General features: G+C 62.2%; 22 protein-coding genes. 13 read left to right on the forward strand and 9 right to left on the reverse strand.

Annotated elements, in window-relative coordinates; genetic code table 11:
- Window positions 1–259 precede the first annotated feature (259 nt).
- Entirely contained in the window at window positions 260–1,186 is a 927-nt protein-coding gene (gene epsC, locus BFQ00_RS10110; protein ID WP_065893798.1) for a serine O-acetyltransferase EpsC, read from the reverse strand.
- A gap of 166 nt (window positions 1,187–1,352) precedes the next feature.
- Here epsC and BFQ00_RS10115 point away from each other — a divergent pair, with 166 nt between their 5' ends.
- The 12 genes from BFQ00_RS10115 to BFQ00_RS10170 all read left to right on the forward strand — a co-directional run bounded on the left by BFQ00_RS10115 (window position 1,353) and on the right by BFQ00_RS10170 (window position 13,322).
- Window positions 1,353–2,348 (forward strand): D-cysteine desulfhydrase, encoded by a 996-nt coding sequence (locus BFQ00_RS10115; RefSeq protein WP_065933423.1) that lies wholly within the window; start codon window positions 1,353–1,355, stop codon window positions 2,346–2,348.
- Window positions 2,349–2,629: 281 nt separating this feature from the next.
- Window positions 2,630–3,424, forward strand: a complete 795-nt coding sequence (tcyJ, locus tag BFQ00_RS10120; protein ID WP_065933424.1) for a cystine ABC transporter substrate-binding protein — start codon at window positions 2,630–2,632, stop codon at window positions 3,422–3,424.
- Window positions 3,424–4,089 (forward strand): cystine ABC transporter permease, encoded by a 666-nt coding sequence (gene tcyL, locus BFQ00_RS10125; RefSeq protein ID WP_032878420.1) that lies wholly within the window; start codon window positions 3,424–3,426, stop codon window positions 4,087–4,089. Before tcyJ ends, tcyL begins: the two co-directional genes overlap by 1 nt.
- 3 nt (window positions 4,090–4,092) lie before the next feature.
- On the forward strand, window positions 4,093–4,839 hold the full coding sequence (tcyN, locus tag BFQ00_RS10130) for an L-cystine ABC transporter ATP-binding protein TcyN (protein WP_065893800.1): 747 nt from the start codon (window positions 4,093–4,095) through the stop codon (window positions 4,837–4,839).
- 368 nt (window positions 4,840–5,207) lie between these two features.
- A complete protein-coding gene (locus BFQ00_RS10135; protein ID WP_065933425.1) occupies window positions 5,208–5,984 on the forward strand; it encodes a hypothetical protein in 777 nt (258 codons plus the stop codon).
- Window positions 5,985–6,171: 187 nt separating this feature from the next.
- Complete coding sequence (locus BFQ00_RS10140; RefSeq protein WP_065933426.1) at window positions 6,172–7,413, forward strand: SfnB family sulfur acquisition oxidoreductase; 1,242 nt, start codon at window positions 6,172–6,174, stop codon at window positions 7,411–7,413.
- A 39-nt stretch (window positions 7,414–7,452) separates the two neighbouring features.
- Window positions 7,453–8,646 (forward strand): SfnB family sulfur acquisition oxidoreductase, encoded by a 1,194-nt coding sequence (locus BFQ00_RS10145; protein WP_065933427.1) that lies wholly within the window; start codon window positions 7,453–7,455, stop codon window positions 8,644–8,646.
- On the forward strand, window positions 8,646–9,998 hold the full coding sequence (locus BFQ00_RS10150; RefSeq protein ID WP_065884658.1) for an LLM class flavin-dependent oxidoreductase: 1,353 nt from the start codon (window positions 8,646–8,648) through the stop codon (window positions 9,996–9,998). Before BFQ00_RS10145 ends, BFQ00_RS10150 begins: the two co-directional genes overlap by 1 nt.
- 117 nt (window positions 9,999–10,115) lie before the next feature.
- The gene (locus BFQ00_RS10155; protein WP_065884659.1) at window positions 10,116–10,910 is read left to right on the forward strand and encodes a MetQ/NlpA family ABC transporter substrate-binding protein; all 795 of its coding nucleotides are present in this window, start codon (window positions 10,116–10,118) and stop codon (window positions 10,908–10,910) included.
- Window positions 10,907–12,022 carry a methionine ABC transporter ATP-binding protein gene (locus tag BFQ00_RS10160; protein ID WP_065933428.1) on the forward strand — a complete coding sequence of 372 codons (1,116 nt, stop codon included), beginning with the start codon at window positions 10,907–10,909 and terminating at the stop codon, window positions 12,020–12,022. The genes BFQ00_RS10155 and BFQ00_RS10160 overlap by 4 nt, the downstream gene beginning before the upstream one ends.
- On the forward strand, window positions 12,012–12,656 hold the full coding sequence (locus BFQ00_RS10165; protein ID WP_034117212.1) for a methionine ABC transporter permease: 645 nt from the start codon (window positions 12,012–12,014) through the stop codon (window positions 12,654–12,656). Before BFQ00_RS10160 ends, BFQ00_RS10165 begins: the two co-directional genes overlap by 11 nt.
- 39 nt (window positions 12,657–12,695) lie before the next feature.
- Window positions 12,696–13,322, forward strand: coding sequence for a class I SAM-dependent methyltransferase (locus BFQ00_RS10170; protein ID WP_065933429.1), 627 nt, complete (start codon window positions 12,696–12,698; stop codon window positions 13,320–13,322).
- Window positions 13,323–13,416: 94 nt separating this feature from the next.
- Here BFQ00_RS10170 and BFQ00_RS10175 read toward each other — a convergent pair whose 3' ends face one another.
- The 4 genes from BFQ00_RS10175 to BFQ00_RS10190 form a co-directional block, all read right to left on the reverse strand.
- Window positions 13,417–15,618, reverse strand: a complete 2,202-nt coding sequence (locus BFQ00_RS10175; RefSeq protein ID WP_065933430.1) for a glycoside hydrolase — start codon at window positions 15,616–15,618, stop codon at window positions 13,417–13,419.
- A gap of 207 nt (window positions 15,619–15,825) precedes the next feature.
- Window positions 15,826–18,891, reverse strand: coding sequence for an efflux RND transporter permease subunit (locus tag BFQ00_RS10180; RefSeq protein ID WP_065884663.1), 3,066 nt, complete (start codon window positions 18,889–18,891; stop codon window positions 15,826–15,828).
- Window positions 18,888–19,958, reverse strand: a complete 1,071-nt coding sequence (locus BFQ00_RS10185; protein WP_065884664.1) for an efflux RND transporter periplasmic adaptor subunit — start codon at window positions 19,956–19,958, stop codon at window positions 18,888–18,890. The genes BFQ00_RS10180 and BFQ00_RS10185 overlap by 4 nt, the downstream gene beginning before the upstream one ends.
- The gene (locus tag BFQ00_RS10190) at window positions 19,955–21,037 is read right to left on the reverse strand and encodes an efflux RND transporter periplasmic adaptor subunit (protein WP_065933431.1); all 1,083 of its coding nucleotides are present in this window, start codon (window positions 21,035–21,037) and stop codon (window positions 19,955–19,957) included. The genes BFQ00_RS10185 and BFQ00_RS10190 overlap by 4 nt, the downstream gene beginning before the upstream one ends.
- Window positions 21,038–21,158: 121 nt before the next feature.
- Here BFQ00_RS10190 and BFQ00_RS10195 point away from each other — a divergent pair, with 121 nt between their 5' ends.
- Entirely contained in the window at window positions 21,159–22,322 is a 1,164-nt protein-coding gene (locus tag BFQ00_RS10195) for an AAA family ATPase (protein WP_065933477.1), read from the forward strand.
- Window positions 22,323–22,465: 143 nt separating this feature from the next.
- Here BFQ00_RS10195 and BFQ00_RS10200 read toward each other — a convergent pair whose 3' ends face one another.
- From BFQ00_RS10200 to BFQ00_RS10215, 4 genes are read right to left on the reverse strand one after another with little or no spacing between them, the layout of a single operon-like run.
- On the reverse strand, window positions 22,466–23,314 hold the full coding sequence (locus BFQ00_RS10200) for a transporter substrate-binding domain-containing protein (RefSeq protein ID WP_065933432.1): 849 nt from the start codon (window positions 23,312–23,314) through the stop codon (window positions 22,466–22,468).
- On the reverse strand, window positions 23,311–24,087 hold the full coding sequence (locus tag BFQ00_RS10205; RefSeq protein ID WP_065933433.1) for an amino acid ABC transporter ATP-binding protein: 777 nt from the start codon (window positions 24,085–24,087) through the stop codon (window positions 23,311–23,313). The genes BFQ00_RS10200 and BFQ00_RS10205 overlap by 4 nt, the downstream gene beginning before the upstream one ends.
- Window positions 24,084–24,743, reverse strand: a complete 660-nt coding sequence (locus tag BFQ00_RS10210) for an amino acid ABC transporter permease (RefSeq protein WP_065933434.1) — start codon at window positions 24,741–24,743, stop codon at window positions 24,084–24,086. The genes BFQ00_RS10205 and BFQ00_RS10210 overlap by 4 nt, the downstream gene beginning before the upstream one ends.
- Complete coding sequence (locus BFQ00_RS10215; RefSeq protein ID WP_065933435.1) at window positions 24,724–25,389, reverse strand: amino acid ABC transporter permease; 666 nt, start codon at window positions 25,387–25,389, stop codon at window positions 24,724–24,726. Before BFQ00_RS10215 ends, BFQ00_RS10210 begins: the two co-directional genes overlap by 20 nt.
- Between the last annotated feature and the right edge of the window lie 331 nt (window positions 25,390–25,720).

Consider the following 25,720-nt stretch of genomic DNA (forward strand, 5'->3'; position numbering starts at 1 on the left):
CGGCTAACCCGGCGTCCTGCCGGGTTACCCACGGATTCAAGCCTGCGTTCGGCCAGCGTGGTTTAACGGGGCGCCTGAGATCAAAAGCAGATCAGGATCAAGAGCGGCTCGCTTCGCATCGTGGTTACGGTGGGGTGGGTGCTACGGAGTTGTGTAGATACCTATGCCCCGATAGCGGTGGGTCATTGCCAGTTATATCAACTGACAGACTGCTATCGGGGGCAAGCCCCCTCCCACATTGGATTAGCGTGCAGGCTCTTTACTTCTGCGCCCCATCATCATGCTGCAAATTGGCCTGGGTAATATTCGCCCCCGCCGGCACGCTGCGGGTCAGCCAGACATTGCCGCCGATGGTCGAGCCCTTGCCGATGGTAATCCGCCCCAGGATCGTGGCGCCGGCGTAGATCACCACGTCATCCTCAACGATAGGATGGCGCGGATGGCCTTTTTGCAGCTGCCCATCCTCATCCGCCGGGAAGCGCTTGGCGCCCAGCGTCACCGCCTGGTAGATGCGCACCCGCTCACCAATGATCGCCGTCTCGCCAATCACCACGCCGGTGCCGTGGTCGATAAAGAAACTCGGGCCGATCTGCGCGCCGGGGTGGATATCGATACCGGTGGCCGAGTGGGCGATTTCCGCACTGATGCGCGCCAGCAGCGGCAAGCCGGCGCGGTACAGGTGGTGGGCCAGGCGGTGATGAATCACCGCCAGGATGCCCGGGTAGCACAGCAGCACCTCATCCACGCTGCGCGCGGCCGGGTCACCGTGGTAGGCGGCCAGTACGTCGGTGTCCAGCAGGCTGCGCAAGGCAGGCAATGCCAGGGCGAAATCCTGGATCAGGCGAATGGCATCGGCGTCGATCTGGCCGTCATCCCGGCCACCCTGACGCGCGGCGTAGCGCAGCTCCAGGCGGGCCTGGGCGAGCAAGGCGTTGAGGGCGACGTCGAGGGTATGCCCGACGTAGAAGTCTTCACTTTCTTCGCGCAGGTCCACCGGACCCAGGCGCATCGGGAACAGCGCGCCGCACAACGCTTCGAGAATCTGCGCCACCGCTTCGCGGGACGGTAATTCGCGACCACCGTGTTCGCCGCTCAAGCGACCGTTGCGCGTTCGCCACTGGTCCCGGGCGCTGCGCAGTTGGCTGACGATGGTCTGCAGTTGCCAATGGCTGGAACGCTCACTCACGGTATTCACTCCTGACGAAATGGCCATCACTTTACGGTATGCACCCAGGCAACCCTTAAGAACCAATGGTATGAGGCCAAGAACCATCCGACATAAGCGATTGGCCGTTGCCCGATGAAAAGTGCCTGCCTATAGTCGTCCAATTACTCAGCCACCGTGCGTAGCCATGATCAAACAACAGCTTGACCGCTTTAACCGCCTGGACCTGTTGGGCGGCGCCACCGCCCTGGAAAAACTCGAGCGGCTGTCGACCTGGTTGGGCAGGGACATCTACGTCAAGCGCGATGACACCACCCCGCTGGCCATGGGTGGCAACAAATTGCGCAAGCTTGAATACCTGGCCGCCGACGCCCTCGCCCAGGGCGCCGACACGCTGGTTACCGCCGGCGCTATCCAGTCCAACCATGTGCGCCAGACCGCCGCGCTGGCCGCCAGGCTCGGCCTGGGCTGCGTCGCCCTGCTGGAAAATCCTACCGGCACCCACGACCCCAACTACCTGGGCAACGGTAACCGTCTGCTGCTTGAGCTGTTCGACGCCAAGGTGGAGCTGGTCGAGAACCTCGATAATGTCGACGACCAGCTCAACGCCCTCGCCGACCGCCTGCGCAGCAACGGCAAGAAGCCCTACCTGGTGCCTATCGGCGGCTCGAATGCCCTCGGCGCGCTGGGTTATGTGCGTGCAGGCCTGGAGCTGGCGGCGCAGATCGATGACAGCGGCCTCGACTTTGCAGCGGTGGTATTGGCCTCGGGCAGCGCCGGTACCCATAGCGGCCTGGCGCTGGCGCTGAGCGAAGCGCTGCCGAACCTGCCGGTGATTGGCGTCACCGTGTCGCGCACCGACGAAGCCCAGCGCCCGAAAGTACAGGGCCTGGCCGAGCGCACCGCCGAGTTGCTTGGCGTGGAGGTGCCCGAGGCATTCAAGGTGATCCTGTGGGACGAATACTTCGGCCCGCGTTATGGCGAACCGAACGCGGGCACGTTGTCGGCAATCAAACTTTTGGCCAGCCAGGAAGGTCTGTTGCTCGACCCGGTCTACACCGGCAAGGCCATGGCAGGCTTGCTGGACGGCATCGGGCGTCAGCGGTTCGGGGACGGGCCGATTATTTTCCTGCATACGGGCGGGGCACCGGCGTTGTTTGCCTATGACTCAGTGTTCAGCTGAATAAACGCGGACTGAATGTGGGAGGGGGCTTGCCCCCGATAGCGGTGGGTCAGATACAAATGAAATGACTGACACACCGCCATCGGGGGGCAAGCCCCCTCCCACATTGGACCTCCTGAATATTCTAAAATAGAATATGAAGTTCATTTTTTATTATTTTCAAGTCTTAAAAACCCGCTTTATCATCGCGCCGAAGGCGAAGACGCGCACCGCGCTTTAAGGCAGGATACGGCTACTGCGTCACCGGCTTCGCTCACCATAAAAAACCATAGGGGCTCTTCATGACTATTTCTGTATTGCGTCGCACATTGCTGCTCGGCACATTGGGCCTGGCGCTTGGCGCAGGCATGCTCGGCCAGGCGGTTGCCGGCGAGCAACTGGGCGCCATCAAGAAAGCCGGCGAGATCAAGATCGGCCTGGAAGGCACCTACCCACCGTTCAGCTTCGTCGATGAAAGCGGCAAGCTCAGCGGCTTCGAGGTGGAGCTGTCCGAGGCGCTGGCCAAAGAATTGGGCGTTAAGGTCAAGCTGCAGGCCACCCCATGGGACGGCATCCTCGCCGCCCTGGAATCCAAGCGCCTGGACGCGGTGGTCAACCAGGTGACCATCTCCGAAGAGCGCAAGAAAAAGTACGACTTCTCCAAGCCTTACACCGTGTCCGGGATTCAGGCGCTGGTGCTGAAGAAAAACGTCGACGCGATCAAGACCGCCAACGACCTGGCCGGCAAGAAAGTCGGCGTAGGCCTGGGCACCAACTACGAACAATGGCTCAAGGACAACCAGCCTAAAGCCGTCATCAAGACCTACAACGACGACCCGACCAAGTTCCAGGACCTGCGCATCGGCCGCATCGACGCCATCCTGATCGATCGCCTGGCCGCTCTGGAATACGCCAAGAAAGCCCCGGATACCGCCGCGGCAGGCGACGCTTTCTCTCGCCAGGAATCGGGTATTGCCCTGCGCAAAGGCGAGCCTGAGTTGCTGGACGCGGTGAACAAGGCGCTCGACAAGCTGCGCGCCGACGGCACCTTGAAGACGCTGTCGGAGAAATACTTCAACGCTGACGTCACTCAATAATGGAAGCAGGTTTGCAACTCGCGCTGGACTCCGCGCCCTTTCTGCTCAAGGGCGCGTATTACACGGTAATCCTCAGCCTGGGCGGGATGTTCTTCGGTCTGCTGCTGGGCTTCGGCCTGGCCTTGATGCGCCTGTCGCGCTTCAAGCTGCTGAGTTGGACGGCGCGGGTCTACGTGTCGTTCTTTCGCGGCACGCCCCTGCTGGTGCAATTGTTCCTGATCTACTACGGCTTGCCGCAAGTGGGCATCGAGCTGGACCCGATTCCGGCCGCCATGATCGGCTTTTCGCTGAACATGGCCGCCTACGCCTGTGAAATCCTGCGGGCCGCCATCGCGTCCATCGAGCGTGGCCAGTGGGAAGCCGCTGCGAGTATCGGCATGACCCGTGCGCAGACATTGCGCCGGGCCATCCTGCCGCAGGCCATGCGCACCGCACTGCCGCCGCTGGGCAACAGTTTTATTTCACTGGTCAAGGACACGGCGCTGGCCGCCACCATCCAGGTGCCCGAGCTGTTCCGGCAGGCTCAACTGGTCTCGGCGCGCACCTTCGAAATTTTCACCATGTATCTGTCCGCAGCCCTGATCTACTGGATCCTGGCGAGCATCCTGGCGCATCTGCAAAATCGTCTGGAAGACCGGGTCAACCGGCATGACCTGGAGTCTTGAAGCATGATCGTGGTTGAAAAACTGACCAAACAATTCAACGGTCAGGTGGTGCTCAACGGCATCGACCTTGAGGTCAAGGCCGGCGAAGTCGTAGCCATCATCGGCCCCAGCGGCTCCGGCAAGACCACCTTCCTGCGTTGCCTGAATTTTCTCGAAGAACCCACCAGCGGCCGTATCAAGGTGGGCGATATCGAGATCGACAGCAACAAACCGCTCAACCAGCAACAGGGCCTGGTGCGACGTCTGCGCCAGCATGTGGGTTTTGTATTCCAGAACTTCAACCTGTTCCCCCACCGCACCGCACTCGAAAACGTCATCGAAGGCCCGATCGTGGTCAAGAAGATGCCCCGCGACGCCGCGACCGAACTGGGTCGCAGGCTGTTGGCCAAGGTTGGCCTGGCGGGCAAGGAAGCGGCTTATCCACGGCGCCTGTCCGGCGGTCAGCAACAGCGTGTGGCGATCGCTCGGGCCCTGGCCATGGAGCCTGAGGTGATTCTGTTCGACGAACCCACCTCGGCCCTCGACCCGGAACTGGTCGGTGAAGTGCTGGCGACCATCCGCAGCCTGGCCGAAGAAAACCGCACCATGGTGATCGTCACACACGAGATGAGCTTTGCCCGGGATGTAGCCAACCGCGTGATCTTTTTCGACAAGGGCGTGATCGTCGAACAGGGTGAAGCCAAGGCGCTGTTCGCCAACCCCAAAGAAGAGCGTACCCGGCAGTTCCTGAGCAAATTTCTCGCCCATTGACGCCCCCTCTGCAGGAGCGAGCTTGCTCGCGAAAAACGCCCAGGCAACTCGGTCAATCTGATTCACCGCGTTATCGTTAACGTTCTTCGCGAGCAAGCTCGCTCCTACAACGGGTTACCCTCTCATCGCGTAAAAACCCCCGTCATAAGCGCCTTTAAATCCCCTGCTCCGTCAGACCCTTCTGAATCGTCGCCAAGCCGCCGTTTAGCCCTTTGCCGCCATTGACGCCCCCGGCGCAACCCTCTTATCTAGCGTCCAGAGGATTGGATCCTATCCCGGCTACTCACTGAATCGTTCTTTCGGCCCCTTTGCGCACCCGCGCCCAAGGCCCGGAACGATTGCTGCTGGCTGCATCAAGGAGATCACTTATGACGCACACTACTATCCCGGCCATGCTGACCGCACCCACCCTGCCCCAGGCCGTTCGAAACGGCATCAGTGCCCACGCGGCCGCGCAACTGCAGGTCGACATCGCCCCTTACCCCGGCATGGAGGAAGGCGACCTGATCGAGCTGTTCTGGAACAACTGCTTTGCCGCTTCACGCCGGGTGACGGCCGGCAAAATCGGCACACCGACCCACCTGCGGGTGCCGGAAAGCTTTGTACAGGATGGCCCGGCCCGGGTTCACTACCAAATCATGCAGATCGGGCACGGCCCGGCGCGCTCGGCCACCACCCAGGTACGGGTCAAGACCAACTACCCGGGCGGGCAGCCGTCGAACCTGTACAGCGACGAAAACCAGAACCTGGCCCCCGTCAGCCTGCCCGAGACCATCCGCCGCCACGGCGTCAACAGTCGCCAGGTGCAACGCGGTATTCCGCTGTCCATCGAGCCTTACGCGAACATGGCCAGCGGCGACGCCATCACCCTGCGCTGGGGCGACGTACGCATGGACCTGCCGAAAATCCAGGCCGGGAGCGTCGGCATGCCCGTTCAGGTCTGGGTGCCTTCGACGGTCATTATCGAAGGCGGTGACGACTGCCGCCTGGAGGTGACGTACTGCATCCTGGATCGCGTCGGCAACAATTCGCGCTGGGCGCCGGCCCGTACCTTGCGCATCGCCCCCTGGATTCCCACGAGCTCGGACAGGGCCGAGGCCACGTATCGACCTCGCCCTTTCGGCTCCCCCTGCGAACCGGGGTGATGACCCTTCTATGCATATTCCTAAAAGTTAGTTTATTTAAAAAATAAACACGCTTAGGGTATATGCACCGGACCACCGGACATTCCTGAATTTTCTGTTTTCATTTCATTGAATGCGAGGTCGGTATGGTCAGAATTACCCCGGTGCATAACGCCAGGGCATTACGTGCAGCCAAGGAGCGGCGCTGATGTCTAACTTGGCTCTAACCCCCCCACAGAGTGATGTGGATGCAGCGCCGCTGTTGTTGCCGGCCACCGTGCTGCGCAACGACGCCCAGGCGCTGAGCGCCGCCCATGAGCTGGCTGACGCCGCGCGCCTGCAAGCCGCCAGGCGCGACCAGCAACGCCAATTGCCATGGGCGCAGATCGAACAGTTCACCCGCAGCGGGTTGGGCAGCATTTCCATTCCCCGCGAATACGGCGGTCCGCAGGTTTCGTTCGTAACCCTGGCCGAGGTCTTCGCCATCATCAGCGCGGCCGACCCGGCTCTCGGGCAAATCCCGCAGAACCATTTCGGCATTCTGCACCTGCTGCAGAGCACCGCCAGCGAGCGCCAGAAAAAGCACCTGTTCCAGAGCGTGCTCGAGGGTTGGCGCATCGGCAACGGCGGCCCGGAACGCGGCACGAAGAATACCCTGGAGCTCAAGGCGCGCATCACCGCCGAGGGCGACGGGTATGTGGTCAGCGGCCAGAAGTTCTACTCCACCGGCGCACTGTTCGCCCATTGGGTGGCCATCAAGGCGCTCAACGATGACGGCAAGCAAGTCATGGCGTTTGTGCGCCGTGGCAGCGAGGGGCTGCGCATCGTCGATGACTGGTCGGGCTTTGGCCAGCGCACCACCGCCAGCGGCACCGTACTGCTTGACCGGGTACCGGTGGACGCAGAGTTGGTGGTGGACAACTGGCGCCTGGGCGAAAGCCCGAATATCCAGGGCGCCGTCTCGCAGCTGATCCAGGCCGCCATCGACGCCGGCATCGCCCAGGGCGCCCTCGAGGACACCATCGCCTTTGTGCGCGAACGTTCACGCCCCTGGATCGACGCCAAGGTCGAACGGGCCAGCGACGACCTGTATGTCATCGCCGATATCGGCAAATTGAAGATCGAGCTGCATGCCGCGCAGGCGCTGCTGCGCAAGGCCGGTCAGGTACTGGACCAGGTCAGCGCTGCACCGATCACCGCGCAGTCCGCCGCCCGCGCGTCTATCGCAGTCGCCGAGGCCAAGGTGCTCACTACCGAAGTGTCATTGCTGGTCAGCGAAAAGCTCTTCGAGTTGGCCGGCAGCCGCGCCACCCTCGCCGAATTCAACCTTGACCGGCACTGGCGCAATGCGCGGGTCCACACGCTGCATGACCCGGTGCGCTGGAAGTATCACGCCATCGGTGCCTACCGCTTGAACGGCACGTTGCCGGCTCGACATTCCTGGATCTGACCGCCCAGAACACTTTTTCCACGAGCTTCTGGAGAACACATGACGCTTTCCCATCACGTCGCGGTCATTACCAGCGATGAACAAGCCCTTATTGTCGCCAGCGATCTGGCCGAAGACCTGCGCCGCGACAGCGCCCAGCGCGACCGCGAACGTCGCCTGCCGCTGCCCGAGCTGGACGTGTTTTCCCGCTCCGGCCTGTGGGGCATCAGCGTGCCCAAGGCCTACGGCGGTGCCGGTGTGTCCAACGTCACCCTGGCCAAGGTCATTGCGCTGATTGCCCAGGCCGACGCCTCCCTGGGCCAGATCCCGCAAAACCATTTCTATGCCCTCGAAGTGCTGCGGGTCAACGGCAGCCCCGAACAGCAGCAGCGCCTGTACGCCGACGTGCTGGCCGGCCAGCGCTTTGGCAACGCCCTGGCGGAACTGGGGACCAAGACCGCACATGACCGCGTGACCCGCCTCAGCCGCGACGGCGAGGGTTTTCGCATCAGCGGGCGCAAGTTCTACGCCACCGGCGCGATCTACGCGCAACGCATCCCCACCTCGGTGGTGGATGAAAACGGTGTCCAGCAACTGGCCTTCGTGCCTCGCGACAGCGCCGGCCTGACGGTGATCGACGACTGGAGCGGCTTTGGCCAGCGCACCACCGGCAGCGGTTCGGTGGTGTTCGACAACGTGTGGGTGGACGCCCGGGATGTGGTGCCGTTCCAGAGCGCGTTCGAACGCCCGACCACCGTCGGCCCCCTGGCGCAGATTCTGCACGCCGCCATCGACACCGGCATCGCCCGCGCCGCCTTCGAAGATGCGCTGCATTTTGTGCGCACCAAGACCCGCCCCTGGATCGACTCAGGCAGCGACAAGGCCACCGATGACCCGCTGACCCTGAAAAGCTTCGGTCACCTGAGCATTCGCCTGCACGCCGCCGAAGCGTTGCTCGAGCGCTCGGGCGAATTCCTCGATCGCGCCCAGGCCGACAGCACGGCCCAGACCGTCGCGGCCGCCTCCATCGCCGTCGCCGAAGTGCGCGCCTTGAGCACCGAAATATCCCTCGCCGCCGGCAGCACACTGTTCGAACTGGCCGGCAGCCAGGCGACCCTGGCCGAGCACGGCCTGGACCGCCACTGGCGCAACGCGCGGGTTCACACCCTGCACGACCCGGTGCGCTGGAAATATCACGCCGTGGGCAATTACTACCTCAACGCCGAAAACCCGCCGCTGCGGGGGACGATCTGATGAGCAAGAAAAAAATCCTGCTCAATGCCTTCAACATGAACTGCATCGGGCATATCAACCACGGCTTGTGGACCCATCCACGGGACACGTCCACCCAGTACAAGACCCTCGAATACTGGACCGACCTGGCGCAAACCCTCGAGCGCGGGCTGTTCGACGGCTTGTTCATCGCCGATATCGTCGGCGTGTATGACGTGTACCAGAAGTCCATCGACGTGCCGCTCAAAGAATCGATCCAGCTGCCGGTCAACGACCCGCTCCTGCTGGTCTCGGCCATGGCGGCGGTCACCCGCAACCTTGGCTTCGGCCTCACCGCCAACCTGACCTACGAGCCGCCCTATCTGTTCGCCCGGCGCATGTCCACCCTCGACCACCTGAGCCGCGGCCGCGTGGGCTGGAACATCGTCACCGGCTACCTCGACAGCGCCGCCAAGGCCATGGGCCTGAACGAACAGGTCGAGCATGACCGCCGCTACGACCAGGCCGATGAATACCTGCAGGTGCTGTACAAACTCTGGGAAGGCAGTTGGGAAGATGACGCGGTGGTCAACGATCCCCAGGCGCGGGTGTATGCGCAGCCGGGCAAGGTGCACAAGGTCGAGCATCACGGCGAGTTCTACCAAGTGGAGGGTTATCACCTGTGCGAGCCCTCGCCGCAGCGCACGCCGGTGCTGTTCCAGGCCGGCAGTTCGGAGCGCGGACTGCAGTTCGCCGGGCGTCATGCCGAGTGCGTGTTCATCAGCGGGCAGAACAAGGCCTCGACCAGAATCCAGGTGGACAAGGTGCGTGCCGGCGCGGTGGCGGCCGGGCGCAATCCGGATGACATCAAAGTGTTCATGGGCCTCAACGTGATCGTCGGTGCGACCGAAGAATTGGCCTGGGCCAAGCACGCGGAGTACCTCAGCTACGCCAGCGCCGAGGCCGGCGTGGCGCACTTTGCGGCGTCCACGGCGATCGATTTTTCCGAATACGAACTGGACGAGCCGATCCAGTACGTGAAGAGCAATGCGATCCAGTCGGCCACCAAAAACCTGCAGAACAACGACTGGACCCGGCGCAAATTGCTCGAGCAGCACGCGTTGGGCGGGCGCTATATCACGCTGGTTGGGTCGCCTGAGCAGGTCGCGGATGAGCTGGAATCCTGGATCAGCGAAACGGGGCTGGATGGCTTCAACCTGACGCGCATCGTGACGCCGGAAAGCTATGTGGATTTTATCGATCTTGTAGTGCCGGAGCTGCAAAAGCGCGGGTCGTACAAAACCGAATATGAGCAGGGCACGCTGCGCGAAAAAGTCTTCCACGGCACGGCTCGCTTACCCGAACAACACACCGGCTCTACCTACCGACACTAACCCCTGTAGGAGCGAGCTTGCTCGCGAAGACCGTTAACGATAACGCGGTGCATCTGGTTTACCGATGCGTCCTCAAGTTTTTCGCGAGCAAGCTCGCTCCTACAATTGGAAACTCATATGAAAAAAATAGTGCTCTCCCTGGCCTTCGGACTGTTCAGCACGGCCGTATTCGCCGCCGATGCGCCGTTGAAAGTCGGCACCACCGCCGCCTTCGCCATTCCCCTGGAAGCGGCCGTGGAAGAAGCCGGCAAACAAGGCCTGAAAGTGGAACTGGTGGAATTCACCGACTGGATCGCCCCCAACGTCAGCCTTGCCGCCGGCGATATCGACGTGAACTACTTCCAGCACATCCCCTTCCTGGAAAACGCCAAGGCCGCCGCCGGGTTTGACCTGGTGCCTTATGCGCCGGGCATCATCAACAACGTCGGGCTGTATTCGAAAAAGTACAAGAGCTTCAACGACCTGCCCGAAGGCGCCAGCGTGGCCATCGCCAACGACCCGATCAACAGCGGGCGCGGCCTGCAGCTGCTGGCCAAGGCCGGGCTGATCAGCCTCAAGCCGGGCGTGGGCTACAAGGCCACCGAAGAAGACATCGTCAGCAATCCGAAGAAAATCAAGATTCTGCAAGTGGAAGCCGTGCAGTTGGTGCGCGCCTATGACGACGCCGACCTGGTGCAGGGCTACCCCGCGTACATCCGCCTGTCCAAGACCTTCGATGCGGAATCGGCGTTGCTGTTCGACGGCCTGGACCACCCGGAATACGTGATCCAGTTCGTGATCCAGCCCAAGAGCAAGACCGACCCACGGGTGATCAAGTTCGTCGACATCTACCAGCACTCGCCGGTGGTACGCGCCGCCCTGGATAAATCCCTCGGCAAGCTTTACCAAGTCGGCTGGGAAGCTAAAAAATGACCGCCGCCAATGCCCGACTGCGCGACCTGGGCACACCGCCCAGGGACGCCCGGCAGACCGAACTGCATGCGGATCTGAACCGTGCCCACGTGCGCTTCATCAACCTGGGTAAAACCTATGACGGCACGGTGCATGCCCTGCACGGCATCGACCTGGCGATCCAGCGTGGCGAAGTGTTCGGCATCATTGGCCGCAGCGGCGCCGGCAAGTCGTCGCTGATTCGCACCATCAATCGCCTGGAACAACCCAGCAGCGGGCGGGTGCTGATCGATCAGGTGGATATCGGCGGCTTCGATGAAGACCACCTCGTCGCGTTGCGCCGGCGCATCGGCATGATCTTCCAGCACTTCAACCTGATGTCGGCCAAGACCGTGTGGCAGAACGTCGAGTTGCCGCTCAGAGTCGCCGGCGTGCCCAAGCCGCAGCGCGAACAAAAGGTGCGTGAGCTGCTGGAACTGGTGGGTTTGCAGGACAAGCACAAGGCTTATCCGGCGCAGCTTTCCGGGGGGCAGAAACAGCGCGTGGGCATCGCCCGTTCGCTGGTGCACGACCCCGAGATCCTGCTCTGCGACGAGGCCACCTCGGCGCTGGACCCGGAGACCACCCAATCGATCCTCGGCCTGCTGCGCGAGATCAACCAGCGCCTGGGCCTGACCATCGTGTTGATTACCCATGAGATGGCGGTAATCCGCGACATCTGCGACCGCGTGGTGGTGCTGGAACACGGGCATATCGTCGAGCAGGGCCCGGTGTGGCAAGTGTTCGGCAATCCGCAGCACGACGTCAGCAAAACCCTGCTCGCCCCCTTGCAACACGGCTTGCCGGCCGAACTGCAAAACCGTCTGCAACCCACCCCCACGTCGGCCGACGCCGCGCTGGTACTGCGCTTGCAGTTCACCGGCAGCGATACCGATGAGCCCGACCTGGCCGCACTGTTCAGCGCCCTCGGCGGCCGCGTGCGGTTGCTGCAAGGCGGTGTGGAGCGCATCCAGGGGCACGCCCTGGGGCAATTATTGCTAGCGGTGAATGGATCGCCGCACAGCGCCGAAGAACTGCGCAACCGCGCCGCGAACTGGGCGCAACAGGTGGAGGTGCTGGGCCATGTGGTTTGATCGTTTAGTACAGGGCGCCATCGACACCTTGTTGATGGTGGGCGTGTCATCGTTGATCGCCCTGTTGGTGGGCATCCCGCTGGCCGTGTTTCTAGTCACCAGCGACAAGGGCGGCATCTACCAGGCGCCGGCGCTGAATCGGGTGCTGGGCGCCTTCGTCAATCTGTTCCGCTCCATTCCCTTCCTGATCCTGATGGTGGCGCTGATCCCGTTCACCCGCCTGATCGTCGGCACCACCTACGGCGTGTGGGCGGCGGTGGTGCCGCTGACCATCGCCGCCACGCCGTTCTTTGCGCGCATCGCCGAAGTCAGCCTGCGCGAGGTCGACCATGGCCTGATCGAAGCGGCGCAGGCCATGGGGTGCCGCCGCTGGCACATCATCTGGCACGTGCTGTTGCCGGAAGCGCTGCCGGGGATCGTCGGCGGGTTCACCATCACCCTGGTGACCATGATCAACTCATCGGCCATGGCCGGTGCGATTGGCGCCGGTGGCTTGGGCGACATTGCGTACCGCTATGGCTACCAGCGTTTTGACACGCAGATCATGCTGACGGTGATTGTGCTGTTGGTGGTGCTGGTGGCGGTGATTCAACTGGGCGGGGATCGGTTGGCGCGGGTACTGAACAAGCGGTGAGGTATAGTCAGGGAATCCAAGCGTCCGGTATTGCCTGTCATGACCCTCAAGCCCGAAGACCTCAACCAGATCACCGCCACCACCCTCGGCCATTACAACAACGTGGCCGAAGACTTCCGTGAAGGCACCCGCGATCACGATGTCAGCCAGAACATCGATGCGCTGCTGCGGCATATCCAGGGCACGGCGCCGTTTACCGTGCTGGATTTCGGCTGCGGGCCGGGCCGGGATTTGCAGACGTTTACACGCATGGGGCATATCGCCGTGGGGCTCGACGGCTCCGAGCGGTTTGCACAGATGGCGCGCGAAGACAGTGGTTGTGAGGTGTTGCAGCAAGACTTCCTGAGACTGGACCTGCCTGCCGAGCGCTTTGACGGGATCTTCGCCAATGCGGTGCTGTTTCACATACCCAAGCAGGAATTGCCACGGGTGCTCCAGCAACTGCATGGCGCGTTGAAACCCGGTGGGGTGCTGTTCAGCTCCAATCCTCGGGGTGACAACCGGGAAGGTTGGAACGGGCCGCGGTATGGGTCTTACCACGATCTGGAGGCATGGCGAGGGTTGCTGATTGAGGCCGGGTTTGAAGAGCTGGAACATTATTATCGACCGGCGGGTTTGCCAAGGGAGCAGCAGCCTTGGTTGGCCAGTGTGTGGCGCAAGGTTTGAGTGATTTATTGCCTAGGCTAATGCTATCGGGGGCAAGCCCCCTCCCACAGGAGAACGCATTCCAAATGTGGGAGGGGGCTTGCCCCCGATGATCTTAAGGGCCCTGCTGATCCACCTGATACACCACCGGCTTTTCACCCTCCACCAGCGCCGTCACACTGTGCGCGGCATACCCGTCTTTTTGCGCGTCCGAAAAATTCGCCACCAACCGCGTCCCATCAGCGAACGTCGTTTGCTGGAGCAGTTTGTCCACCGTCAGCCAGCGAAAATCAGTCATCGCCCGCGTCGCCAACCGCTCATGCAGCGGGCGGAAAAACCGGTCCTGGCGCTGCATCACCGGCAGCCGTTCCTTGAGCGTTGCTGCACTTAAGTGATACAGCGGCGGTACGTTGTAGAGCAGTTGGGCCAGCTCATTCTCCGCCTGCACATTGCTTAACTTCAGGCTGTCGAACAACCAGTGATGGGTGGTAATCACCGAGCCGTGGAACACCGCCTGATACAGCGGCAGGCGCATCGTCGGATCGAAATACACCGTGCGCAGCGGCGCTTTCAAGGGCACCCGCTTGAAGAACACGGCCGGTTGCTCCGGCGGGTACCACTTGCCGACGTAGTTGGGTGACTGCAGGTCCTGGGTCATCTCCCGGTCACCCCAGCCGATCACCGGTGTTTGCATGCCATGGGCAAACAGGATGCCCTGGGCGGTGATGGCGTTACCGTCTTCGGAGCCTGTGGGCAGTTTGAGCGAGGTGTTGACCCAGCGCGACGCGTCGATATTGGCCTGGGCATTTTGCGCCTGGGTCATCGGCGCACCGTCGCGGTAACTGTCATACAGCATGCTGGTGGCGTAGGCATCGAGGAACCAGGCGTTGTAGCCCGCCGCGCCCTGCACCGCCTTTACCCGCGCCTCCAGCAAAGGCCGCACGCAGCGCGGATCGGTGTAGTGACCGGACTGCTGGAAGCCGGTTTTCAAACTGCCGTTTTTCAACATGATTGCGCAGTCGCGGTAGGCCTTGCCGCCCAGATGGGCCGTGGTCCAATCGGGATTTTCCGTGGCCGAAAGCGCCGTTCCATAGGAATCATAGGGGGCGACCAGGTAGCCGGCATCCACCCCCGCGCGAATCGCTTCGGGATGCCACAGGCCGCCTTCCCAGCCTTCGCCGAGTGTCAGCATCAAGCGCTTGAGCCCAGCGTCGCGCAAGGCCTGGATGATCGAATTGCCCCAGGTTTCGGGGCGATCAGCCAACGCGCCGGCGAAATCCAAGGCGAGTTCGCGACGCAACTCGCCGTAGCGAGCGGCAAGGCGATTCATGTCGGGCTCCGCCACCTGCCAAGCCTGCCGGGCCTTCTTGTTGATAGCCCCATTGAAGCCGCGCAACAGCACGGTTTGCTCGTAGCGATTCAACGCGCCTGCCTGCGCGAGCACCTGCGCGGATTCCTTGCCCATCAGCCCACTGAGCTCGTGCGTGCGCAGCCGTTTGATCAATGCGGGCCAATCACGTACATCATCGAGCGTGAGCAAGTCGTTGCCCCACAGGTAAACGTGACTGGCGCCGAGCAATTTTACCGCCTCGGGGGTTTGCCGCAGCTTGTCCGCCAGTGACTCGTAACGGTCCTGCTCGACCAGCCACTGACGATAACGCCTGGCACCGGCCAACGGGTCGGCCTCGCCCAGATGCAAGCGCAGGGTCATCGGTGCCGAAGGCTCGAGCGAGGTAAATTCATGGGACACGGACAGCGCCATGCCCTGGCCGTCCGCTTGCCATTCGAGGCGATTGTTATAGGGGTTGGTCAGCAACCAGTTGAGCGTGAAGCGCCCATGATCCACGCCCCATAACGGCAAGCTGAGGTCCTGGGTGGTACTGAACTCGCCCCACCCGATCAGGAAATCTTTCCACACGGCATTATCGGCAGGCACGTAATGCCCCTCGGCCAACGGCCAGATCAGCCCCTGGCCCATGGCGCTGGCCGGCTGGCGCAGAAAGGCCAGCTTACCCGCTGCACGGGCAGTGATCGTCAGGGACAATTCGCGCTGTTCAAGCCGGGCCGTCAGGCGATACGCGCCATCGTCCCATTGCCAGGAGACTTGTTCGGCATCGGCTTGCAGCGCGTTGACCGCATGGGCGGCGACACCGCTGGACGCTTGTACCGCAGCCTCACCCGCGGGGGTGACGCGCAACGCCAGGGTGGCGGGATCGAGTTCGATACGCCACTGGGTATTTTCCAGCACGTTGGTGGCGAAGGTCGGCGGCGCAAGCACAAGCGCGCAGAGTAAAAGGAGTGGACGCAGGCACTGCATGGGAATCGACCTGGATAAGAAGAAGGCCGAAAGAGTAAAACAAGCTCAGGCTCGCCGGGGCGGCAAGCGGCGGTTTCGGAAGCTTCCCACAGCCTGACAAGATGCAGATCCAAATGTGGGAGGGGGCTTGCCCCCGATAGCGGTATGTCAGCCAAGCATCAGGTGACTGAACCACCGCCATCGGGGGCAAGCCCCCTCCCACATTTTTTAACCGCGTTGTTCCTGAGGTTCCTGTTTCGGTTCGCGGATTTTGTACCAGGCCACATACAGGGCCGGCAGGAACAACAGCGTCAGCAACGTGGCGATGATAATCCCGCCAATCATCGCGTAGGCCATCGGCCCCCAGAACACTTCCCGGGCAATCGGAATCATGCCCAGGCTGGCGGCCGCAGCCGTGAGCAGGATCGGCCGGCGCCGATGCTCGGTGGCTTCCACCACCGCATCCCACGGCGTGTAACCGGCCACTTCGTACTCATGAATCTGCGTCACCAGAATCACCGAGTTGCGGATGATGATGCCGATCAGCGCCAGGATGCCCAGGATCGCCACGAAGCCCATGGGCGTGCCCGTGGGAATCAGCGCCAGCACCACGCCGATCAAGCCCAGCGGGGCGACACTGGCCACCAGGAACATCTTCTGCACGCTGTGCAACTGGATCATGAGGAAGGTCGCCATCAGGAACAGCATCAACGGCACCACGCTGGCAATCGGGCCCTGGGCCTTGCCGCTTTCTTCCACGGTACCGCCGGTGGCGACTTTGTAGCCTACCGGCAAACCGTCGCTGAACTTCTGGATAGTCGGCGCCAGTTGCTTGACCAGGTCGGTCGGCTGCATCTCGTCACGCACTGCGGCCTTGATGGTAATCGTCGGCTTGCGGTCGCGGCGCCACACCAGCGGTTGCTCCAGTTCGTAGCGCACCGTGGCGAAGGCCAGTAACGGAATCGAGGTGCCGTTGGGTGTGACGATCTGCAGGTTCTGCAGGGTTTCCGGCGTACCGCGCTCGGCGTCTTCGGCACGGCCGACAACATTGATCAGGTAAATATCGTCATGCACCTGGGTGACCGATGCGCCGCTGACCACGCTGTTCATCAATTGCGCGACGTCTTCGGACGACAGCCCCAATTGCCGCGCCTTGTCCTGGGCGATGTCGATGCGCAAGACTTTGCCCGGCTCGTTCCAGTCGTAGATGATTTCGCCCAAGTGGGTGTTCTGGTCGAGCAAGGTCGCCAGTTCGATGGCGTGCTTGCGCACCTGGTCGGTGTCCTTGCCGGACACGCGGTACTGGATCGGCCGACCCACCGGCGGGCCCATTTCCAGCGGCTGCACGAAGCTGCCGATACCGACGAAATCATCGCGCAGGCGCTTCTGCAGACGCGTAATCAACTCGCCGCGTTCTTCCAGGCCTTTGCTGACGATCACCAGCTGCGCGTAGTAGGGGTTCTCCAACTGCTGGTCCAACGGCAGGTAGAAACGGATAGCGCCCTGGCCGATGTAGGTGCTCCAGCGCGCGATGTCCGGGTCGTCCTTGATGATGGCTTCGAGTCGGTCGACCGCCTTGCGCGTCTCGTTGATCGAGGCATTCTGCGGCAGGTTCAGGTCAACCAGGATCTCCGGGCGATCCGACGACGGGAAGAACTGGTTCTGCACGAACTGCATGGAAAACACCGAGGCCACGAACAGCGCCACGGTGATGCCGATGGCCCACCAGCGGTTGCGCATGGCCCAGAGCATGCCGCCATTGAAGGCGCGGCCGATGCGCCCCGGCTCGGCGTCGTGCGGCTTCACCTTGGCGCTGAGGATATGCACGCCGATCACCGGCGCAAACAGCACTGCCACGACCCACGACACCAGCATGGCCACGGCGATCACCGCGAACAGCGTGAAGGTGTACTCGCCCGCCGAGCTGGCGTTAAGACCAATCGGCACAAACCCGGCCACGGTCACCAGCGTGCCGGTGAGCATCGGAAACGCCGTGGAGGTATAGGCGTAGGTCGCGGCCTGCTCCTTGGTTTCGCCTTTTTCCAGGCGCGTGATCATCATCTCCACGGTGATCATCGCATCGTCCACCAACAGGCCGAGGGCGATGATCAGGGCGCCCAACGACACCCGCTGCATGGTGATGCCGCTGTATTCCATAAACACGAACACCAACGCCAGCACCAGCGGAATCGAGCACGCCACCACCAGCCCGGCGCGCATGCCCAGGCTGATAAAGCTCACCACCAGTACGATGATCACCGCTTCGAACAGCGCACTGGTAAAGCCGCCGACGGCCTCTTCCACCACTTCGGCCTGGTCCGACACCTTGTGCACGCCGACGCCCACCGGCAGGTCGGCGGTCAGCTCATCCATGCGCCCGTGCAGCGCCTTGCCGAACGACTGGATATTGCCGCCCTTCTGCATCGCAATCGCCAGGCCGATCGCCGGCTTGCCGTTGAAACGGAACATCGGCCGCGCCGGGTCGACGTAGCCACGGCTGATGTCGGCAATGTCGGCCAGGCGATAGAAGCGGTCATTGAGGCGCAGGTTGACGTTGGCCAGGTCCTTCTCCGAGGCGAACTGCCCGGAGGTGCGCACCGAAATCCGCTCCGGCCCGGCCTCGATCACCCCGGCGGGCGTGACCGCGTTCTGCGACTGCAGGCTTTGCACCACTTGACGCTGATCGATGCCCAGCGCGGCCAGTTTGCGCGTGGAAAAATTCAGGTAAATCACTTCGTCCTGCTGGCCGATCATCTCGACCTTGCCCAGCCCAGGCACCGAGCGGATCTCGGCGCGCACCTGCTCCACGTAATCGCGCAGCTGGCGCATCGACAGGCCGTCGCCGGTAAAGGCGTATACCGAGCCGAACACGTCACCGAACTCGTCGTTGAATGACGGCCCCTGCAAGCCCTGGGGGAAGGTGCCGCGAATATCGTCGATCTTCTTGCGAACCTGGTACCAGACCTCCGGGATGGCCTTGGCGCTGGTGGTGTCCTTGAGGAACACGAACACCGTGGACTCGCCCGGCCGGGTGTAGCTCTTCACGTAGTCGAGGGAGTCGAGTTCCTCGAGTTTTTTCTCGATGCGGTCAGTGACCTGCTTGAGGGTTTCTTCCTGGGTCGCGCCCGGCCAGCGGGTCTGGATCACCATGGTCTTGATGGTGAACGAGGGGTCTTCCTCGCGCCCCAGGTTCATGTACGAAAACACGCCCATCAAAAGCGCGACGAACATCAGGTACCACACGAAGGACTGATGCTTGAGGGCCCAGTCGGATAAGTTGAAGCTCCCTTTCATCGCGGGCTGTCCTCGTCGATTTTGACTTTTTGCCCGGGTTTCAGGCTGTTCACACCGGCGGTGACAATGCGTTCACCGGGTTTGACACTGCCGTTGAGCACGGCGCTGTCGGCATCCCGGCTGACGACCGTGACATCACGCGGCTGCACCGTCTGGCTCTGGGTGTCGAGCAGCCAGATGCGGGTCTTGCCGTCGACGTCCTGCAGAGCGCTCAGGGGCAGTTCGATACGCGGCGCGATGGCGCTGCTCAAGGTGACGCTGATGGCGGTGCCCAGGCGGAACGCGGCGGGGGTTTCGGTCAGGCTCAGGCGTGCGCGACGGGTGCGCGTGGCACTTTGGGCCTGGGGCTCGATCTCGCGCACGATGGCGGTGGTCTGCACGCTCGGGTCCAGTTGCCCGGCGACGAGGAACACCACATCTGCGGGCAAGCGTTCGGCCAGCCCGGCGGGCAGGTCGATCACCGCTTCCTTGACGTCCGGGCGCGCAAGCGTCACCACTTGCTGACCGGCGCTGACCACTTGGCCGGCCTCGGCATTCCAGGCGGTGACGATACCGGCGTGGTCGGTGCGCAGTTCGGCGTAGTTGAGCTGGTCCCTGGCCTGGTTGACCGAGGCGCGCGCCTGGTCGAGGGTGGCCTGGGTGGTTTTCAGGTCAGTCTGGGCCACGTCGAGCTGAGCCTGGGCACCGACGCCACGGTTGAACAGTTCCTGCTGGCGGCGGGCATTGGCCTGGGCATTGATGAACTGCGCCTGCACGCGCGCCAGGTCGCCCTGGGCGGCGCGCAATTGGTTCTGCTGGTCAGTGGGGTCGAGCACGGCAAGCAAGGCGCCCTTCTCCACCTCAGCGCCCACGTCCACGGCGCGACGGGCAATACGCCCGGGGACACGGAAACCCAGGTTACTTTCGTAGCGCGCCTGAATGGTGCCGGCAAAGCGACCGAGGTTTTCCTGGTCTTCGGCCTTCACCTCCATGGACAACACCGGGCGCACCGGTTCGGGCGGCGCCTCTTCTTTGGAGCAGGCCATCAGCAACAGGCTGGCGGCGACGATTACCGTCAGTTGCCTCATGGCTGGGCTCCTTGCCGGGCGATTTCAACCGGCATGCCGGGGTGCAGCAATTGCCCACCGGCCACCACGACTTTTTCGCCGCCTTTGAGGCCATCGCCGATGATCACTTTGCCGGTGAGGTAACGCGCCACCGTGACCTTATGCAATTGCGCCTTGCCGTCACCGTCCACCAGCCACACGGCGGGTTCGCTGAGGTCCTTGGTCAAGGCCGACCACGGCAACTCGATGCTGGCCCTGGCCGGACCATTGGCGGTGGCGCTGACCACCGAGCCCAACTCCATGCCAGTGGGCAGGCTTTGCAGGGCGATCTTCACCTGCACGGTGCCGGTATTGGCGGCCACGGCCGGGGTGACTTCGCGGACCTTGCCCACGGCCTTGATGCTCGGGTTGTCCAGCAGGCTGACGGTAATTGGCGCATCCGACGGCGGTTCCACCAGCAGGGACTCATAGACGTTGAACACCGCATCACGCTCGCCATCACGGGCCAGGCTGAAGATCGGCATGGTGGCCTGGACCACTTGGCCGACTTCGGCCTGGCGCGCGGTGATGATGCCCGGTGCGTCGGCGATCAGCGCGGTGTAGCCGAGTTGTTCACGGGCGTTGGCCAACTGGGCCTGGGCGGCGGCGAGGGCGCTCTGACTGCCGCGCAGCGCGGCCTGGGCGGAATCGTATTCGCTGCGGCTGGTGTAGCCCTTGGGCAAGAGTTTTTCCTGGCGCACGAAGGCAGCGGCAGTCTGCTTGACCCGCGCCTGCTCGGCCACGACCTGGGCCTGGGCGGAGTCGACATTGGTCTGCAGGTCCTTGGGGTCGAGTTTGGCCAGCACCTGCCTGGCCGTCACCCGGTCGCCCACATCGACCATGCGCTGGATGATCTTGCCACCCACGCGAAAGGACAAATCGGTTTGCACCCGCGCCTGGATATCACCGGTCAGCGTGACCGCTGCGGCGAAATCCGCAGGCTGCACGGTTTGCACGAACACCCGGGAATGGGCTTTGGGCTCGGTCTTTTCCTCACCACAACCGCCAAGCAGCGTCAGTAAGCCAAATCCGAGTAAAAATGCCGAAATGCGACCGCCCATGCAGGCTCCTTTTGCGTGATGCCGACTTGCCAGTGTCTATGCGACTGTGAGCTTAGTTCAGGGTTCCTTATGTGCATGGAGGATCCCATACTCCAATGGTTCCCACGTCGACTAAATGCATATGCTCAGAACCCTCGCGGTGGCCAATTACCGCTCGATCAATAAATTGGTGGTCCCCCTGGGCCGACTTAACCTGATCACCGGCCCCAATGGCAGCGGCAAGTCCAACCTGTATCGCGCCCTGCGCCTGCTGGCTGAAACCGCCCAGGGCGGGGTGATCAATGCGCTGGCCCGTGAAGGCGGGCTGGACTCGACCTTCTGGGCCGGGCCGGAGAATATCAGCCGGCGTATGCGCACGGGTGACGTACCGGTTGAGCCAATCGTGCGTCAGCACGCCAAGCGGCTGCGCCTGGGGTTTGCCGCCGAAGACTTCAGCTACGCGATTTCCCTGGGGTTGCCCGAACTGGTCCCCAAGACAGCGTTCATGTTGGACCCGCAAATTAAAAAGGAATGTATCTGGGCCGGGCACCTCTACCGCCCGGCCAGCCTGTTGGTGCAGCGCTCCGGGCCGATGGTGCGTGCCCGTGAAGGCCGGGCCTGGGACGTACTGGCCCAGCACACCCCGAACTATCACAGCTTGTTCGATCAGGTGGGAAACCTGCGTGGCTCGCCGGAAGTATTGCTGCTGCGTGAAAATATCCGTGGCTGGCGCTTTTATGATCACTTTCGCAGCGACGTGGACGCGCCAGTGCGTCAGCCCCAATTGGGGACGCGCACGCCAGTGCTGCATCACGACGGGCGCGATTTGGCGGCGGCGTTGCAGACCATCCACGAAATCGGCGACCCGCAGGCTTTGCAACAGGCTGTCAGCGATGCGTTCCCGGGCGCGCGCCTGGAGATTGAACCGCTGCAGGGCGGACGCTTTGCGATTGCGTTCTATCAGGAAGGCTTGCTGCGCCCGCTGTCGGCGGCGGAGCTGTCGGACGGCACCTTGCGCTACCTGCTGCTGATCGCCGCATTGCTGACCCCACGGCCGCCCACCATGATGGTGCTGAACGAACCGGAAACCAGCCTGCACCCGGACCTGCTGCCAGCCCTGGCGCGCTTGATTATCGACGCGTCGAAACAGTGCCAGGTGTGGGTGGTGTCCCATGCCAGCCGCTTGATTGCAGCGTTGCAGCAGGATCAAGGGTGCAATTCGATTGTGCTGGAGAAGGTGCTGGGGGAGACGCGGATTGTGGGGCAAGGGATGTTGGATGCGCCGGCTTGGCATTGGCCGGAGTAGGTGGCGGCTGTACCGACCCCATCGGGGGCAAGCCCCCTCCCACACTGGATTAGGTTCACATATTCTGTTATGTGAATACTGTCAAAATGTGGGAGGGGGCTTGCCCCCGATGAGGCCGGTACAGTCAGCACAAAAGCCAGGCTTCAGCCCTGCCACTTCCCGCCTTCAACAATCACACTCTCAGGCTTGGTGTCATCGCTCAGCTCTTTACGCACATATTGGTCATACAGCTTGAGCAAGAACTTCTCTTCGCCCAGCTTCGCCAACTCCGCATTCACCCAGTCGCGCAGTTCGATATTGCCCTTCTTCACCGCCGGGGCAATCGGCGCTTCATCACCGAGTTTCTGCTCCAGCACACGGTAGCCCGGGTTCTGCTTGGCCCAGCTGAACAGCACCAGATTGTCCTGCGCGTAGGCATCGCCACGGCCGGCCGACAGCGCTTGCAGCGACTCGGAGTTTTTCTCGAACTTGAGCAGTTTCCAGTCCGGGTGGTTCTTGGTCAGCCAGATATCGGCAGTGGTGCCCGTGGTGACGATGGTGGTGCGGGTCGCCAGGTCATCCAGGCTTTTGACCGGGCTGTCATTCGGCACCAGGGCCTGTACCGCGACTTTCAGGTTGGGATTGGTGAAGTCCACCGCCTCCTTGCGCTCCGGCGTGACCGTCATGTTGGCCAGGATCAGGTCGACCTTGTCGCTCTGCAGGAACGGGATGCGGCTGGCCGGCTCCACGGCGACGAACTCGACTTTGTTCTCATCGCCCAGCAGGTCCTTGGCGAATTGGCGGCCAATGTCGGTATCGAAGCCCACATAGCGGCCAGCCTCGTCGACGAAGCCGAACGGTGGTTTGTCGGTGAAGACGCCAACGATCAGCTTGTCCCGCGCCTTGATCTTGTCGATGTAGCTGACAGCCGCAGGTTTTACCGGCTCTTCGGCCTTTTTATCGCAGCCGGCGAGTATCGCGACGGCCAACAGTGGCAGCAGTAACTTTTTCATATCAGCTCCGGTTCCTTGCTCTTTTTGGGCAGTGTTGAAACAAAGGAGAACTTCTCCAGGAACTGCTGCGCGCGTGCGGTCTGCGGGTTCGTAAAGAATGCCTCGGGGGTGTTGTGTTCGAGGATGCGACCGGCCTCCATGAACACCACGCGGTCGGCGACGGCGCGGGCGAAGGCCATTTCATGGGTGACGATCAGCAGGGTCATGCCATCGCGGGCCAGGCCCTGGATGACTTCCAGCACTTCCTTGACCATCTCCGGGTCAAGGGCGGCAGTGACTTCATCAAACAGCATGACCTGTGGGTTCATGCACAACGACCGCACGATGGCGATGCGTTGCTGCTGGCCACCGGAGAGCTGGCGCGGGAAGGCGTCGCGCTTGTCGGCCAGGCCCACGCGTTCGAGTAATTGTTCAGCTTGCGCGCGGGCTTCACGCGGGTCGCGTTTTTGCACCTTGAGCGGGCCGAGCAAAATATTGTCGAGCACACTCATGTGCGGGAACAGGTGGTAGCTCTGGAACACCATGCCAATGTCCTGGCGCACCTGGCGCCAGTCGGTGTGCGTGTCCAGAAGCTCACTGCCGGCAAACCGCAGGCTGCCGCTGTGAGCGACTTCCAGCCCATTGAGGCAGCGCAGCAAGGTACTTTTGCCGCAACCGCTGGGGCCTAGGATCACCACCACTTCGCCGCTTTGCACACTCAGGTCGATGCCCTTGAGCACCTGCGCCTGGCCGAAGAATTTGTTGAAACCCTGAAACTCGATCAATGCGCTCATGCTTGGGCCCAGCGCCGTTCCAGCACCTTGGAGGCGGCCGACAACGGGTAGCAGATAAAGAAGAAAAACAGGAACAGCGCGCCGTAGATCAACACCGACTCGTAGGTGCGCTCGATGATTTGCTGGCCGACCTTGATCACATCCACCACGCCGATCAGCACCGCCAGCGAACTGGTCTTGATGATGCGCGTGTAGACGTTGATGGTCGGCGGCGTCATGCGCTTGAGCGCCTGGGGCAGCAGTACGTAGCCGTACAACTGCGGGTCGGACAACCCAATCGACAAGCCCGCTTCACGCTGACCGCGCGGCAGTGAATGCAACGCGCCGCGCACCACTTCACCGACCTCACTGGCGCCCCACAGCGACAACACCAATACCGCGCACCAGAAACTCGGCAGGCTCAGACCAAAGAAGATCGGTAGGCCGAAAAACAGCAGGTACAACCACACCAGCACCGGAATCGCCCGGAACAGCTCCAGGTACACCCGCAGCACAGCGTTGATCAGCCTGTTGTTCAGCGTTCGCAGTACGCCATACAGCACGCCGCCGACCGTACTGAAGGCGATGCTCAAAAACGAAATCGACAGGGTTTGCGCAGCGCCCTTGCCCAGTTGCGGCAGCGACACCCACAACAACTCAAGACCCGAACTGGCCATGCTGGAGCCTCCTTTCCAGGCGGCTGAGCAGCAGCGACAACGGCAGGAACAGCAGCACGCAAATCAGTGTCAGCACGGCGAGCATTTCATAGGTCTTGTAGTAGAGCGCGATGTAGCTCTTGGTGGTGTACAGAATCTCCGGCACCGCCACGGCGGAAACCACCGTGGTCTCCTTGAGCAGAAAAATGAAATTGGCGAACAACGCCGGCAGGCTGAGAATGCCGGCCTGGGGCAAAATCACATGGCGCAGCAGTTGCCAGTCGGACAGTCCGATGGACTTGCCCGACTCGATCTGCGCCTGCGGTACCGCCTCCACGCCAGCGCGCAGCACTTCGGTGAGGTAGGCGCCGCCGAGAAAGGTCATGGTGATGATCGCCGCCCAGAACCCGGAGATATTCAGGCCCAGGGCCGGCAGCGCGAAGTACACGAAAAACAGTTGGATCAGCAGCGGCGTGTTACGCGCCAGTTCAACGTACAGCGCCACCAGCCGCGACAGAAAAGGCGTTCGAAACACCAGCAGTGCCGCATTGATCAGCGCCACCAGCATGGAGGTGGCAATCGCGATCAAGCCGACTTGCAGCGTGACCCCAACCGCCTTCAGAAACGCGGGCAAGGTGCTGAGGATAAAAGCGAAATCGAAGGTCATGTGCAGTCCATATCGCCGCATGGGTAATGCCGCGAGCGCAGTCCGTTCCGGCGTGGATAACGTCGGGTAGCGCGAACTTTAAAGGTATAAAAAGCAAACTTTAAATACCGAAATTGCATATTGATATCACCCAAAAAGCTAACCTGCGGATTTCTGATTCGCAGCGCTCCCAACGTGGGAGGGGCTTGCCCCCGATAGCCATAGGTATCTACACAACTCTGTAGCGCTCAACCGTACCCACGATGCGAAGCGAGTCGCTCTTGATCTTGATCTGCTTTTGATCTTGATCTCAGGCGCCCCGTTAAACCACGCTGGCCGAACGCAGGCTTGA

Origin of the sequence: Pseudomonas sp. 28 E 9 (genome assembly GCF_900004785.1) — a bacterium.
Lineage (GTDB): Bacteria > Pseudomonadota > Gammaproteobacteria > Pseudomonadales > Pseudomonadaceae > Aquipseudomonas > Aquipseudomonas orientalis_A.